The following is a 13,601-nucleotide window of genomic DNA, read 5'->3' as shown; positions in this document are numbered from 1 at the left end:
CAATCCCGGTGAATCCCGATCAATCCCGATGAATCCCCAGGTCGCGTGCCGTGAGTTGGGGCGATATGGCGGTTCAAGTCCCCCTTCGCCCACAAATATGCGGAAAGCCGCAGATCGAGGATTCTTCCTCGGTCTGCGGCTTTTTTATGTCTGTATGTATTTCCTTGTGGAACAGCGGTTTTGACGTATCACTCCGAATCGGCGGACGGTCCTGACCTCGCTGTCGGCGTGTTGGTCGAAACCGAGTGGGTATGCGACCGGTGTGGCCGAGTGGCCCCATTCGGCCGAGTCGCGCAAGGAGGTTGTCGTGACCAGTGATATGCAACATGCCAAGCGCCCGGTCAGCGCGATGCTGGCCGGTCCGTATGGACATCCGTTCCACCCGATCCTGGTCACCGTGCCGATCGGGGCATGGGTGGCGAGCCTGGTATTCGATATCGCGTCGCATGTGGCGGGTGACCCGCAGGCGCTGGCCCGCGGCTCGGCATGGCTGCTCGCGGTCGGTGTGCTCGGCGCACTGGTCGCGGCCGTGATCGGTTTGCTGGATCTGCTCGCCATCCCGACCGGCACCACGGCGTTTCGCACCGGCCTTGTCCACATGAGCCTGAATTTGATAGTGACTGTCGCCTTCGCCATCGACTTCTGGTGGCGCCAGTCCGGTCGCGGACCGGATGGCGCCGTGCCGATCGGCCAGTTGGTGTTGTCGATCATTGCCCTCGCCGTGCTCGGCGTCTCGGGTTTCCTCGGTGGCAAGCTCGCTTATCACTACGGCGTCCGGGTGGCCGACGAAGCCACTCAGGCCGCTGGCTACCGACACTCGGTTCCGACCACCGGCGTCGACTCGCTCGAATAACTGGTCCCAGATCGCAAAGCCGTAAGTTTGCCGGGATCGTCTCGGCGGTGCATTTCCCGAATCCCGGCAGGGTGCGTATGTGGTGTGCCCGGATGCCACGGTACAGCCGTTTTCGCCACTGTCGAAGGCGCGATAGGGCTGGTAGCTGGCACAGCAGTCGTATCAGGCGTACCGGTTGCCCTCGCGATGTACATCGAGCTGGACGGCCGCGTCCACCTCGATTTGCTGGCGCGGCGGAAACGCCGAACCAACGATGTCCGTGGTCCGCTTCGACCGCGGCAGAAAATCGAATGACAGCTCGTTCCGGCGATCTTTAGTATCGGGCGGGTGTACCGAGGGTTCGTAATTACTCCGCCGCCGCGCTCCTGAGCGAGGTGTAGGACCGCGCGTCCCATCCGGTTGTGCACCTCGCTTCCGCGACCCCAACCGTTTCTGTCGCAGGAGCGCGAATGTCCACATCTCTATCCACGGTCAACCGATTCGGGTTGGTCTGTCTTGTCGGCGCCGGGCTGTCGGCGGGGACCGGTGGTTTGGTCGGCACCCTGCTGCATCGTGCGACCGGTCTTTCGCCGGTGTCCGTCGCCGCCTGTCGGCTCGCCGTCGGCGGGCTGTTGCTGATCGCTCTGCTGACCGTGACGCGACGGCCGTTGCCGCGAAATACCTCGGCTTGGCGCAGGATCGGTGCGGTCGCGGTTCTGGTCGCGATCATTCAGGCGAGCTACTTCGGTGCGGTCGCGGCCTCGTCGGTGAGCCTTGCGACGCTGATCACCCTCGGTATGTCACCGGTGGTCGTTTCGCTGGTGGAATATCTGACCGGCAGGCGGGTTCTGGATCGTCGGCATGCGGCGACGATCGGAATCGCGGTGTTCGGGGTGATCCTGTTGGTCGGCGCGCCCGCCGATTACGCGGCAGCGGGTGCGATATTCGCCGGTGCGGCAATGGCATTGGTCTCCGCTGGCGCCTTCGCGACGGTCACCTTGATAAGTGCTCGTCCGGTGCCGGGCCTCGACGCGATCACCACAACAGGTTTCGCCGTCACCGGCGGCGCCGTGCTGCTGACGCCACTCGCCGCGATATCCGGACTCACCTTCGACCCGACCGCACACAGCGTCGCCCTGGTAATCGTGTTCGGCCTGATCTCCACCGCAATGGCATACACGCTGTACTTCCGCGGTCTGGCCGACGTCGGTCCGGGCACAGCCGCGGTGCTCGCCCTCCTCGAACCCCTGACCGGTGCGATATTGGCCGCCGCAATCCTCGGCGAACGGTTGTCACCGGCCGGCCTGCTGGGCGCGGTACTACTGACCGCCGCACTCGTCCACACCGGCGTTCAGCCGGTGCGATAGGTGACCCCATGGCCGCTAGTTCGATGTCGACGAGATGATTCCGGCGCAGCATCATGTGCGACATAGTCGGTGGTCTCGCGCCGGGCCCTGAGTTCGATGCGCTGTAGGCAAGGACGGTGGCGAGTTGACGCCAACGGCGGTGACGATGGCGGAACATCAGAGGGACGAAGATGCGGGTTGCGGCGCCGTGCAGGCCGGACTCGATTTCGAGTTCGTCGGTGTCGCTGGCTTCACACAGCCATGGCATCGGCGATCTCGTCACTGGTGGCGAGCCATACGCCCGGATGGTTCGCCACATAATCCAGGGCCTGCTCCAGATATTTGATGCGGAAGGCCTGGCCGATGACGAAGGGGTGCAGCGCAAGGGCCATGACGCGGCCGGACTCTTCGTAGAGCCGGTCCAGCTGGTCCTTGACGATCTGCACGAAATCCGCACCGCGCAAACCGGTTCCGAGGAACAGGCTGTTGTCATTGAGTTCGACCGAATATGGAACGCTGAGCAGCCCTGGCACATTGAGCCGATACGGCTGATCGTCATTGGTCCAGTCCAGGACGTAATCGAGGCCGAGTTCGGCGAGCAGTTGCGGGGTGTGGAAGGTCTCGGTGAGCGCGGGGCCCATCCAGCCGCGCGGGCGGCGGCCGGTCGCGCGCTCGATGGTTTCGACGATATCGGTGAGGTAGGCGCGCTCGTCGTCGATGGACATATCGGCCTGGAAGATCGAGTTGTTCTTGCCATGCGCCAACCAGGTCCAGTTGCGCTGCCGACCGGCGGCGATGATCTGCGGATTATGGTGTGCGACATCGGAGTTGAGCAGCGCGCTGGCGCGGATGTCGTACTTGTCCAGCGCCTGCATCACCCGCCAGATGCCGACCCGCGGACCGTAATCGCGCCAGCCGTAGTTCAGCGGATCCGGGGTGAGGGTGGCCGTGCCGGGAAAGATGCTGGTCGAGGGCCGGTCCACCTGGTAGTGCTCGATATTCAGCCCGACATAGAACGCGACCCGAGCATCGTTGGGCCAGCGAATCGGTGCGCGGTCGACGATCGGGCTGTAGTCGAAGAGTGCGTTGTCCATGCCGCCTATGCTTTAACCATCACATACATGTGAAGGTCAAATGCGAGGTGGGAAATATGCGGATCGGAGAACTGTCGGAGCGCACCGGCACCTCGCGGCGGCTGCTGCGCTACTACGAGGAGCAGGGCCTCATCGTCGCCGACCGCTGCGCCAATGGCTATCGCACCTACGACGACCGCTTCGTGGACCGAGTTCTGCAGATCCGCGGCCTACTCGACGCTGGCCTGCCGACTCGGATCATCAAACAGATCCTGCCCTGTCTGGACAAGCCGCGCACCATCTACTTCCCGGACGCGACCCCCGAAATGCTGGCCACCCTGGAACGCGAACGTGACCGCATGTCCGACCGCATCCGCTGCCTGTCCCGCAATCGCGACGCCATCGCCGAATACCTCGAGGCGGTCCGTGGGAAAGCCGCCTCATGACACCGGTTCCGCCAGAACCTGTTGACTCCTAATGAGAACCTGTTCTAATTTTTGGCATGCGTAGATTTGACGGCCGCCGCGTATTGGTCACCGGAGCAGGATCGGGTATAGGGCAGGGGATCGCCCTGCGGCTGCTCGATGAGGGGGCGACGCTGGTTGCCGCCGATATCGATGCGGCGGGTCTGGAGAGCACCTCGGCGAAGGCGGGTGACGCCGCTGAGCGGCTGCGCACCGTGCAGGTGAATATCGCCGATATCGAGTCGGTGCGCACCGCTACGGGCGAGGCGGTCGAATTCCTCGGCGGCCTGGATGTGCTGGTGAACGCGGCGGGCATTCTGCGGCCAGCGCGCACCGAGGAGATGCCGCTCGAGGTGTGGAATCAGGTGATCGGGGTCAATCTGACCGGGACCTTCCTGATGACCCAGAGTGCGTTGCCCGCGCTGTTGGAGTCCGGCCACGGTGTCGTGGTGAACCTCTCCTCGACCGCCGCCTTCAGTGCTGCGCCTTATCTGGCGTCGTATGCGGCGTCGAAGGGCGGGGTGAACGCCTTCACGCACGCGATCGCGCTGGAATACGCCAAGCAGGGATTGCGTGCGGTGAATATCGTGCCCGCGGGCATCACCAGCGGTATCACCACCAAGTCCATCCTCGATCAGCCGGAGGGCTTCGATCCGAAGCTGTTCTCCCGCATGACCGGTTGGCTCAACGGCGGTGCGCTGGGCACTCCAGAGGATATCGCCGGTGTGGTCGCCATGGTCGCCTCCGATGACGGCCGCTATATGACCGGCACCGAGATCCGCGTAGACGGCGGCGCCCTGATGTAGTCAGGTGGACGAAGACCTGTCCCTATCGCCTCGGATCGGATTCGATCGAAGGCCGTCAACCCGAAAGCTGACCTGATGCGATCACCGCTGGCACTTCTTGCCGCCACCGTCCTGGCGCTCGCACCGATCGGTACCGCCGAGGCAGCCGGGTCGTGGGGGCCGCTGGCACCACCCAATCCGTATCTCGGGCCGCTCGGTACCGCGACCATGCACGGCGATGCCGGATCGTCGGATGCGACGCCGCTGGCCGGGCCTGGTAGCAGCGGGATTTCGGTGACCGGATACCCGTTGGCATCGGCCTGTCCGACTCTGCTGGAGGCATCGGACAATCTGGTCGTCGCGCTGTGCACACCCGTCATCGGCCAGACCCCGACCATCCATCTGCTCGATCCGACCTTCGCCGGTCCGGTCGGCGCGTCGCTGGCTTCGCTGGAGATCGCCAAGGGCAGTCTGCTCGGCGGTGTCTACGCCTATCTCGACAACGCCGACCGCCTGGTGATCGTGGACGGTAACCGCACCCTGCTGCGCGTAGGCCATTCGCACGACGCGGCGGGCAAATGGCGGCTGTCGATCGATTCGTCCACCGATCTCAGTTCGGTAATCCCGGTGGGCGACAACGTGACCGGGTTGGTGCCGGACTGGTCCGGCAATGTCTGGTTCGCCACCGGTAAAAGTGTGGTCGGGCTGGTGACGCCTGCGGGCGCGGCGGCCACCGTCGCGCTGCCAGCGGGTGAGTCGGTGGCCAACAGCATCTCGTCGGCATCGAGCGGTCGGGTCGCGGTCGCCACGACATACGCGCTGTACGAGTTGCGCGCCGATGCCACCGGGCGGCCGGAGGTGCTGTGGCGCGCGGCCTACGATCGCGGATCGGCACGCAAGCCGGGCCAACTCAGCTGGGGTACCGGCTCCACCCCGACCTACTTCGGGCCTAGTTCCGGAGCGGAATATCTGACCATCGTCGACAATGCGGACGGACAGGTCCACGCGCTGGTCTTCCGTTCCGGCACTGGACAATTGGTGTGCTCGCAGCCGGTGCTTACCCGCGGCGGTGCGGGCAGCGAGAATTCGCCGATCGGCATCGGTCGGTCCCTGTTCGTCGCCAGCACTTACGGATACCCGTACCCGACGGTTCCCGAGGGCGCGGGACCGGCTGTTCCGGCTTCCGCACCGTTCGTCGGCGGCATGACCAGGGTCGATGTCGACGACACCGGCTGCAACACGGTGTGGGAGAACACCGTCCGCAGTGCGGCGGTTCCGCATCTGTCCACCGCCGACGGATCCATCTACACCGTGACCCGCGTCGGACTCGACATCACGACCCCGCTCGACGGTTACGCCTTCACCGTCGTGAACCCCGATACCGGCGCGGTGGTTTCGAATAGGCCGCTGGCTGGCACCGTCGTCGACGATCCACTGCAGATGTCACCGTTGATCACACCTGATCGCAAGATCCTGCAGGGCACGATTACCGGAATCCTGCGCGTGAGCTGAAGTCGCGGGCGTTCGGTCCGGTGGCAAGACCACGCTCGACGTTCGTGAGCGCTCGGTGAATCGCCCTATCCCTGGCCGCGTCATCGAGGTCGTCGAGTACGCCATCGACGATCAGCGAGGCCATACCCTGCACCGTCGACCAGGCGGTGTACTCGGCATCCAGTGCAGTTCGGCACATCCGACGATCGGGTGCTGCCGACGAGTACCGAGGTGCGTCAGGTCGGTGACGCGATGCGCGACGATTTCGGCGGCGGCGATGTCAATGCGCTCGCGGTGATCACCGAAACCGGCGTCGCCGCGTCGCCGCTCGCGGACTACGCGCGCGATCTTTCCCGGGTCGAGCACGTCACCCAGGTCGATTCGAGTGCGGGCACCTTCCTGCACGGCGAGCTGACGGCCAGCACCCCCGCCGATGCCCGATTCGCGCGGCCGGATGCGCAGCGCCTGACCGTGCTCGCCGATCTGGACCGCAATTCCTCCGCCGCCCGCGATCTGGTCGACCGGGTGCGTGACGTACCCGGTCCGGGGTGCGGGGCCGCGTTCGCCTGTCGCACTGCCGTTTTCGCCCGATTCGACGAGGTTGGGCGAGGAAGGTGGCAGAGATCACAGAGCCGATTATGGTTGCGGCCGTGGTGCTGACCCCGGTGCGATCCGATACTCCGACGACCGCATTTCCGCAACTGGTTAATCATGATCTTGACCGGATGTAAGTCCACCTCGAGGCGTTACGGCTAGGTGTACATCACGTTTATAACGCGGTAAACCAACCTGAAGTCTCTTTTGCCTCATCCAACTATCAGCAACATCAATTAGGAAGTGGTGAATGCGCAGGTACTAATAGCATTTTGGAACCATTGAGAGCTCTATGTTTGCAAAGCAGCTAATCGCTCGAAGAATGTTCGTGGATTACCCGTGGTTTCTCGATCGTGATCTGGGATTGGTTGCCGAAGGCCGATTGCGAGGGCTTGTATAGCCCGTCAAAAGGTCGCCAAACGTTTGCTGAATGACAGCAAAACGATGTGCTCACCTGGGTTTGCTGGAGTGCTGCTTTATACGCCTGACCTCGGCGGGGAGGGTTGCGTAGGGATAACGATTGTGTAGAGTTGACGGTAACGCTGGCCGCAGCTGAGCTGGACTCGCTGCGGCCAGCGGAACTCAATTGGGGGACTTCGAAACTCATCCGCAACAGCGCGTTGCTACCGGTTCCCCGGACCCATTTCACTCACCGTGTGCTCGGCGTTGTCTGCCAGCGCTTCGCGGAATCCTCCTCAGCGCCACCGAATCCCGCTGCCGCCGCGGCTCGGGCGTCCTGCTCGAGTGCGGCCCGGCGACCCACCACGAACACGTAGCCGAGAAATAGTGCCTCTGCGATGAATCCGATGCCGACCTTCACCGGTACCGGCAGCGAACTCGGTGTCACGAAGCCCTCCAGCAGTCCGCAGACCAGCAGCACCGCGACCAGACCGAGCGCTACCGTCGCGGTGGCCCGACCCTGGCGCGCCACCGCCTCCAGCCGACTCGACCGTCCCGGATCGATCAGCGTCCAGCCCAGCTTCAGGCCGACCCCGCCCGCCACGAAGATCGCGGTCAGCTCGAGCGTGCCGTGCGGCAGGATGAATCCGAAGAACGAATCGATCCGACCGGCATCGGCCATCAACCCGCCGGTCACCGCCGTATTGAGCGCGTTCCCGAACAACAGGTACACAGCGGGCAGGATCAGGACCCCGGTGAACAGCACCATCGCGGTCACCCAGGCGTTATTGGTCCACACCTGCGCGGCGAACGCGTCGTGCGGATGTTCGGAGTAGTAGGTCTCGAATTCGCCGCCGGGCGCGGTGAGCCAGTCGTTCTGATCGGAGATGCCGAACAGATCGCGGGCCGAACCGGATCCGGAAATCCAGACCGCCAGACCGGTGGAGACGATGATGAAGACCGCCGCCACCCCGACCCACCATGGCCACGCCCGATACAGCGTCGCGGGGAAGCGATGGGTGAAGAACCGGCCGACTTGGCTCCACGCATCGCCCTTGGTGCCGAGCACTCGGCCGCGCGCCTTGGTCAGCAGCGCGCTGAGTCCGGCGATGAGTTCCGGATCCGGACTATGCGATTGCAGGCGCGCCAACTGCTGCGAGGTGCGCCGGTACAGCGCGACGAGTTCATCTGCCTCCGCGCCGCTGAGCTTGCGCCGGCCGACCAGATAGGCCAGTCGATCCCATGCCCCCCGCTGTGCGTAGCTGTACGCATCTACGTCCATTGGTTGCCTCCCATACCGCCGGTCGCAAGAATGCTATCGACATGGCTGAATTCACCACCGGCGAAGCGGTCGCACTCGAGCTGCCGATCGCGCGGATCCCGACCAGGGCCACCGCGTTCCTCCTGGACGTGCTGGTGCAATTCGTGCTGGGCAGCATGCTGATGCTCGGACTGAGCGCGGCACTGCTCTACTTCGGCGCCGACTCCGCGTGGTACAGCACGGCGGCGATCACCACCATCGTCGCGACGCTGGTCGGCTATCCGGTGGTCTGCGAAACCCTCCTGCACGGACGGACCGTCGGCAAGCTCGCGCTCGGGCTGCGGGTCGTGCGCGGCGACGGCGGTCCCATTGATTTCCGCCATGCCCTGACCCGCGGTCTTGCGGGCGTGATCGTCGACTTCTGGATGTTGGGCGCATTCGGTGCGGTCGGGGTGATCACCTCGATGTGCTCGCCGAATGCGCGCCGGGTCGGCGATGTACTCGCGGGCACCGTTGTCGTGCACGGTCGGCGCAGCGTGCCCTACCCGCTGCTCGCCGTCGCACCGCCTTGGCTCATCGCCTGGTCAGGACAGTTGGACCTGTCCGGGATCACCGAGGATCTCGCACTCGCGGTGCGTCAGTACCTGTCCCGCGTCAACTCCCTGACCCCCGCCGCGCAGGCCAACCTCGGCCACACCCTGCTCCTCGCGGTCTGTGACCGCATGCAGATCCCGGTCCCCGCCGGATATCCACCCGTACAGATCCTCGGCGCGGTCATCGCCGAACGCCAACGCCGTACCCTCGCCCCGATCATCACACCGATGGTGATGGCGGGTCCGCGGCCGATGCCGATCGCCCACACGAGCTGAGCCTGGTCGAAACTCTCCCCGGCAACGGTCATCGGCCATGAGCTGAGCTAGCGCAGGACCGCCGTGCTGGGGTACGTGTTGGCCGCTGCGGAGCGTGGTTCGCGGGTTCTTCTCGGCGCTGCACCTGGCTTGTGACCATTCTGGCTCTGACCGACCTCCGTGCCCCGCGCGTGGCCATAGTGCTTCTCACCAGCGTCTGCCCGCCCCGGACAAGGAGATCACGATCCGTATTCGGATGAGGCCGTGGCCCCGGAATCGACATCGATGCCAAGGCGGCATCGTGCCCGCCATTGGGCGACCGTGGAGTCACATAGTGCCGGACTGTTTCAGCTCGAGATATTCGTCGGCCAAGGCTTCGGGGAGGCGTTCCGGGGAGGCAGCGACGACGGCAATGCCCATGCGGCGCAGGGATTCCTGCACCAGGGCGCGTTCGGCGATCAGGGATTCGGCGGCGGCAGCTGAGTAGAGGTCTGCGAGGGTGTCGCGTTTGGTGGCGGCCGCGGCGACGTCGGGATCGGTGACCGAGACGATCAGGACGCGATGGCGTTGGGCGAGGGTCGGCAGGACCGGCAGCAGGTTCTCTTCGACGGCCGCCCCATCCAGACTGGTGAACCAGACGACCAGGCTGCGACGGCGAGCACGTTGGATGGCGGCGCGCACCAGGCCCGCGCTGTCGGTATCGACCAGCGCCGGGGTGACGCCCGCCATAGCGTGCATGAGCTTCAGTTGCAGGCGGCGTCCGCCGACACCGCGGACCTCGGTGCGGACCTGGCGATCGTAGGCGAGTAGATCCACCGAATCCCCTGCGGCGGCGGCCAATCCGCCCAGCAGCAGCGCGGCCTCGATACTCGCGTCCAGACGGGTGCCCGTGCCGACGCGGCCCGCGCTGATGCGGCCGGTATCCAACACCATCAGCATGTGCCGGTTGCGTTCCGGACGCCAGGTCCGTACCAGCACATCGGTGGCGCGGGCGGTCGCGCGCCAGTCGATGGCCCGCACATCGTCACCAGCGACATACTCGCGGAAGGAATCGAATTCTGTGCCCTGACCGCGCATATTCGCGACATTGCGGCCCTCGAGATGCTGCAGCCGTTTAACTTTCGAGCGCAGCAACCGTTCGCTGCGGAATTCGGGCAACGCGCGGATCCGGGCGGGCACGGTGTGGCGACTCTGCCATCCGGCCATGCCGAGCAGGCCGAACAATCGGACTGTCACCGGACCGGCGACCCGATCGCCACGGTAGGTCGGTGTCAACGTGGTTTGCACTCGCATGCGGGTATTCGGCGGCAGATCCAGTCGGTGCGTGCGGGTTTCGGGGCGGGCACTGCCGGGCCAGTCGTCCCACAGCCGCCCGCGCACCGTTCTCGTTCCGTTGTTCACCACGCCCAGTTCCACTTCGGCGCTGCGTCCGAGCCGGATCACGGTCAACGCTTCCCTGGTCAGCGTGAGGTCGCGCGCTCGCGCCACCGTGCCGAGATCGAAAAGTACCAGGGCGGCAAGCACACTCGTCATCAGAACGACACCGAGCCACGAGGGCATGACGAAGCAGACGAACAGCGCGAGCACCGCCGCCGTCAGGGCGAGCCGACCGGTAACGACCACGAGCTACACCGGGACCGGAACCGAAAGCAGCAGCGACGACATGACACCCTCGGTCGTCACGCCGTCCAACTCCGCCTCGGGCCGTAGCTGCAGCCGATGCCGAAGTACCGCGACCGCAACCGATTTCACATCGTCCGGAGTCACGAACCCACGACCGTTCAACCAGGCGAAGGCCCGTGAGGCCGCCATCAACGCGGTCGCACCACGGGTGGACGCACCATGCTGGACCGCCGGAGAGTTGCGGGTGGCCCGGCAGATATCCACGGTGTAGGCGAGCACCTCAGGACTGATGCTCACCTGGGTGATCGCCGCCCGCGCCGCGGCGATATGCGCCGGACCAGCGACCGGACGCAACCCGGCCGCGGTCAGATCGCGCGGATCGAAGCCGCCCGCATGCCGCTGCAGAATGCGGAATTCGTCATCGCGGCCGGGCAATTGGATATCGACCTTGAACAGGAAGCGGTCCAGCTGCGCCTCCGGCAGCGGATAGGTGCCTTCCTGCTCGATCGGATTCTGGGTGGCGACCACGACGAATGGGTCCGGCAGCGGCTGCGGCTTACCGTCCACCGAAACCTGACGCTCCTCCATCGATTCCAGCAGCGCGGATTGGGTTTTCGGGGGTGTGCGGTTGATCTCGTCGGCGAGCAGCAGATTGGTGAAGACCGGGCCGTGTCGGAAGGTGAATTCGGTGGTGTGCGGGTCGTAGATCTGCGAACCGGTCACATCGCCCGGCATCAGGTCCGGGGTGAACTGGACCCTGGCGTGTTCGAGATCCAAGGCCGTCGCCAGTGCACGGACCAACAGCGTCTTCGCCACGCCGGGAACGCCTTCCAGCAGCACATGGCCGCGGCAGAGCAGGGCGAGCACCAGGTACATGATCGCGCTGTCGTTGCCGATCACCGCCTTGCCGATCTCGGCACGCAGCGCGGCGAATGCGGCGCCCGCCTCATCGGCGGTCGGGGTGTGGTTGGTGTCCGTGCTGGTCATCCGACCTCTGCCTCTATCCATTCGAGTTGTGTGGCAACGAGTTGCATGGTGCTCACGTCGGGCACCGGTCCGTACAGTGCGGCGCCGACCATCGCCGGATCGGCCCTGGTACGCGCCGCGACGGTCGCGACAATTCGGTCCGGTGTGACCTCGGTGCCGACGCCGAGCATCGGCCGGATGCGGCGCAGCGTCGCGGCGCGCAACCGGGCGGCCACATGTTCGTAGTCCTTCGATCGGCGATAGAGCGCCGCCTGACCGCCGAGCAGTTCGTTCGCGGCCACCTCCACCGGTCGCGGTTCACCGACCAGCGCGCCCCGACGTCGCGCCCGCCACCACACCAGCACCGCTGCGGCGATGAGGAATTGCAGGCCACCGAAGGCGACCGGAGCGGGCAGCCTGCCGAAAATGGAGTCCTGGCCCGCGCCGAAGCCGGAATCGTCGCGGTTGGCATCCGGCGGGTGGTCGGGCGGTTCGGATGGCGGCATATCCGGCGGTGTCGGCTTATGCGGCGCGGGCGCCGCACACGAATTCAGCACCGCGTACAACAGCACCACCAGTGCGACGACGGCGAGCAGCGCGGCCCAGAATTTCGGGTTACGCAGCAGATCCGGCAGCGGCGGAAGTTGTCTGCGGGTCCTGGTTTTCTCGGTGATCGTCGCCTCTACCGGTTCCGGTGCGGGCGGCGGGGCGCTGCGCGAGTAGCGGTCGGCGTATTCGAGGCGGCGGTATTCGTCCTCGGTGGCGCGGCGGCCGCCGTAGACGACCTCGTCGAAACTGTGTGCGGCCGGTTGTAATTCGCTCGCATCCTCGAGCGGCAGTGCGGTGCTCGCGTCGTCGGCGGTTTCCCGAGCGGTCCGCGAGCGGCGGACCTCCAGCATGCCGCGCTGTTCGAGGCCGCGCAGTACCGCGCGGAACCGTTCGCGTAGCGCGGTATCGAAATCCCGGCGCAGTGCGGCATTTTCGGCGGCGTCGCGGTGGGCGTCGGCGGGGCCGAGTCGTGGTGGTGGCGGGGCCGCGGGCTGATTCGATGTGGGTTCTGTCATCGTGTATCCGTCCCAGGCACCCGGATATCGAGCCCTTCGCGACGACACCGGCGATCCACATACGAGACCACCCGCGTGGCCGATTCGACCACCTCGCCGAAGGCGATGATCAACAATGCGGATACCGACAGCAGGACGATGACCTGCCAGCGGTGGGTGCCGGTGAAATCCGAGAGGTACCACGGAATGCCGAGCAGCGGCACGGCGACGAGGGCGACCAGTGCCCGGCAGGCGAACCACAATCCGGTTATCGACGACTGAGCGCCCTGGACGAGCAGTTTCGAGCGCGCGACCGCACCGGCGTGCGTGGTCCGTTCGACGAAGATCACCGGCACCGCGACGAACCGTCCGGCGCGCAGATAGCCGAGCCAGATCAGCGCGAACGGATAGGTGATGATCAGCAGGCTGCCGACGATCAGCACGCCGATGCCGACCAGTGTGAACAGCAGGTGGAACGCTATTAGCGGACCGGCGACCGCACCCACCCGGCCCAGCGCTGTGCGCCAGCCGATCGGCGATTTGGCGACCGTCGCAAGTCCGAGCGCGACCGTCATCCCGCGCAGCAGAAACCGGAGCAGCCATGCGGCGGCGCCCGTCGTCAGGATGGCCGCCCATGCGGTGCCCGCGTCGGAGCCATCGGTCAGATAGGAGATCCCGCCGGTGACGGCGACGACAAGCAGTTCGGCGAGGACGAGCCCGAGCGCGGTGGTGCACGCCAGCACGACGACATTCGCCTGGATCAGCGCGAACGGCTCGTCGAGCAGTTCGCGGAAGCTCAGTGGGCGGATCGGCACCGTCGTTCCAGGGGAGGTTGGCACCGGATCGTTCCCCGCCCCGACGGCACCGGCCGGCTCG

14 protein-coding genes are annotated in these 13,601 nt (G+C 65.6%); 7 read left to right on the top strand and 7 right to left on the bottom strand.

What is annotated here, in order from left to right:
• Nucleotides 1-307 precede the first annotated feature (307 nt).
• Complete coding sequence (locus ACIBG0_RS38730) at nucleotides 308-853, top strand: DUF2231 domain-containing protein (protein WP_397040049.1); 546 nt, start codon at nucleotides 308-310, stop codon at nucleotides 851-853.
• A 449-nt stretch (nucleotides 854-1,302) separates the two neighbouring features.
• Nucleotides 1,303-2,199: a DMT family transporter gene (locus tag ACIBG0_RS38725; protein ID WP_397040048.1), complete on the top strand. Its 897-nt coding sequence runs from the start codon at nucleotides 1,303-1,305 to the stop codon at nucleotides 2,197-2,199.
• Nucleotides 2,200-2,429: 230 nt separating this feature from the next.
• On the opposite strand, the gene ACIBG0_RS38720 is transcribed toward ACIBG0_RS38725, so the two are convergent.
• Nucleotides 2,430-3,272 (bottom strand): polysaccharide deacetylase family protein, encoded by an 843-nt coding sequence (locus ACIBG0_RS38720; RefSeq protein WP_397040047.1) that lies wholly within the window; start codon nucleotides 3,270-3,272, stop codon nucleotides 2,430-2,432.
• Between the two features lie 56 nt (nucleotides 3,273-3,328).
• On the opposite strand from ACIBG0_RS38720, the gene ACIBG0_RS38715 reads away from it, so the two are divergent.
• The 3 genes from ACIBG0_RS38715 to ACIBG0_RS38705 all read left to right on the top strand — a co-directional run bounded on the left by ACIBG0_RS38715 (nucleotide 3,329) and on the right by ACIBG0_RS38705 (nucleotide 6,012).
• Nucleotides 3,329-3,697 (top strand): MerR family transcriptional regulator, encoded by a 369-nt coding sequence (locus ACIBG0_RS38715; RefSeq protein WP_397040045.1) that lies wholly within the window; start codon nucleotides 3,329-3,331, stop codon nucleotides 3,695-3,697.
• A 56-nt stretch (nucleotides 3,698-3,753) separates the two neighbouring features.
• Nucleotides 3,754-4,521 (top strand): SDR family NAD(P)-dependent oxidoreductase, encoded by a 768-nt coding sequence (locus tag ACIBG0_RS38710; protein WP_397040043.1) that lies wholly within the window; start codon nucleotides 3,754-3,756, stop codon nucleotides 4,519-4,521.
• Between the two features lie 75 nt (nucleotides 4,522-4,596).
• Nucleotides 4,597-6,012 (top strand): hypothetical protein, encoded by a 1,416-nt coding sequence (locus ACIBG0_RS38705; protein ID WP_397040041.1) that lies wholly within the window; start codon nucleotides 4,597-4,599, stop codon nucleotides 6,010-6,012.
• Here ACIBG0_RS38705 and ACIBG0_RS38700 read toward each other — a convergent pair.
• Nucleotides 5,987-6,190 carry a hypothetical protein gene (locus ACIBG0_RS38700; RefSeq protein WP_397040039.1) on the bottom strand — a complete coding sequence of 68 codons (204 nt, stop codon included), beginning with the start codon at nucleotides 6,188-6,190 and terminating at the stop codon, nucleotides 5,987-5,989. The genes ACIBG0_RS38705 and ACIBG0_RS38700 overlap by 26 nt on opposite strands.
• Here ACIBG0_RS38700 and ACIBG0_RS38695 point away from each other — a divergent pair.
• Nucleotides 6,175-6,651, top strand: a complete 477-nt coding sequence (locus tag ACIBG0_RS38695; protein WP_397040037.1) for a hypothetical protein — start codon at nucleotides 6,175-6,177, stop codon at nucleotides 6,649-6,651. The genes ACIBG0_RS38700 and ACIBG0_RS38695 overlap by 16 nt on opposite strands.
• Nucleotides 6,652-7,234: 583 nt before the next feature.
• Here the strand turns inward: ACIBG0_RS38695 and ACIBG0_RS38690 are convergent.
• Nucleotides 7,235-8,266, bottom strand: coding sequence for a stage II sporulation protein M (locus ACIBG0_RS38690; RefSeq protein WP_397040035.1), 1,032 nt, complete (start codon nucleotides 8,264-8,266; stop codon nucleotides 7,235-7,237).
• A 41-nt stretch (nucleotides 8,267-8,307) separates the two neighbouring features.
• On the opposite strand from ACIBG0_RS38690, the gene ACIBG0_RS38685 reads away from it, so the two are divergent.
• Nucleotides 8,308-9,114 carry an RDD family protein gene (locus ACIBG0_RS38685; protein ID WP_397040034.1) on the top strand — a complete coding sequence of 269 codons (807 nt, stop codon included), beginning with the start codon at nucleotides 8,308-8,310 and terminating at the stop codon, nucleotides 9,112-9,114.
• 306 nt (nucleotides 9,115-9,420) lie between these two features.
• On the opposite strand, the gene ACIBG0_RS38680 is transcribed toward ACIBG0_RS38685, so the two are convergent.
• The 4 genes from ACIBG0_RS38680 to ACIBG0_RS38665 are packed head-to-tail and all read right to left on the bottom strand — an operon-like array spanning nucleotide 9,421 to nucleotide 13,564.
• Nucleotides 9,421-10,716: a DUF58 domain-containing protein gene (locus ACIBG0_RS38680; protein WP_397040032.1), complete on the bottom strand. Its 1,296-nt coding sequence runs from the start codon at nucleotides 10,714-10,716 to the stop codon at nucleotides 9,421-9,423.
• Between the two features lie 3 nt (nucleotides 10,717-10,719).
• Entirely contained in the window at nucleotides 10,720-11,703 is a 984-nt protein-coding gene (locus ACIBG0_RS38675; RefSeq protein WP_397040031.1) for an AAA family ATPase, read from the bottom strand.
• Complete coding sequence (locus ACIBG0_RS38670; RefSeq protein ID WP_397040030.1) at nucleotides 11,700-12,746, bottom strand: DUF4129 domain-containing protein; 1,047 nt, start codon at nucleotides 12,744-12,746, stop codon at nucleotides 11,700-11,702. The genes ACIBG0_RS38675 and ACIBG0_RS38670 overlap by 4 nt, the downstream gene beginning before the upstream one ends.
• Nucleotides 12,743-13,564: a hypothetical protein gene (locus tag ACIBG0_RS38665; protein ID WP_397040028.1), complete on the bottom strand. Its 822-nt coding sequence runs from the start codon at nucleotides 13,562-13,564 to the stop codon at nucleotides 12,743-12,745. The genes ACIBG0_RS38670 and ACIBG0_RS38665 overlap by 4 nt, the downstream gene beginning before the upstream one ends.
• Nucleotides 13,565-13,601 lie beyond the last annotated feature (37 nt).

The sequence above is a fragment of the Nocardia sp. NPDC050630 genome, from assembly GCF_044457245.1.
Lineage (GTDB): Bacteria > Actinomycetota > Actinomycetes > Mycobacteriales > Mycobacteriaceae > Nocardia.
This window is presented reverse-complemented; position numbering and strand designations above follow the sequence as displayed.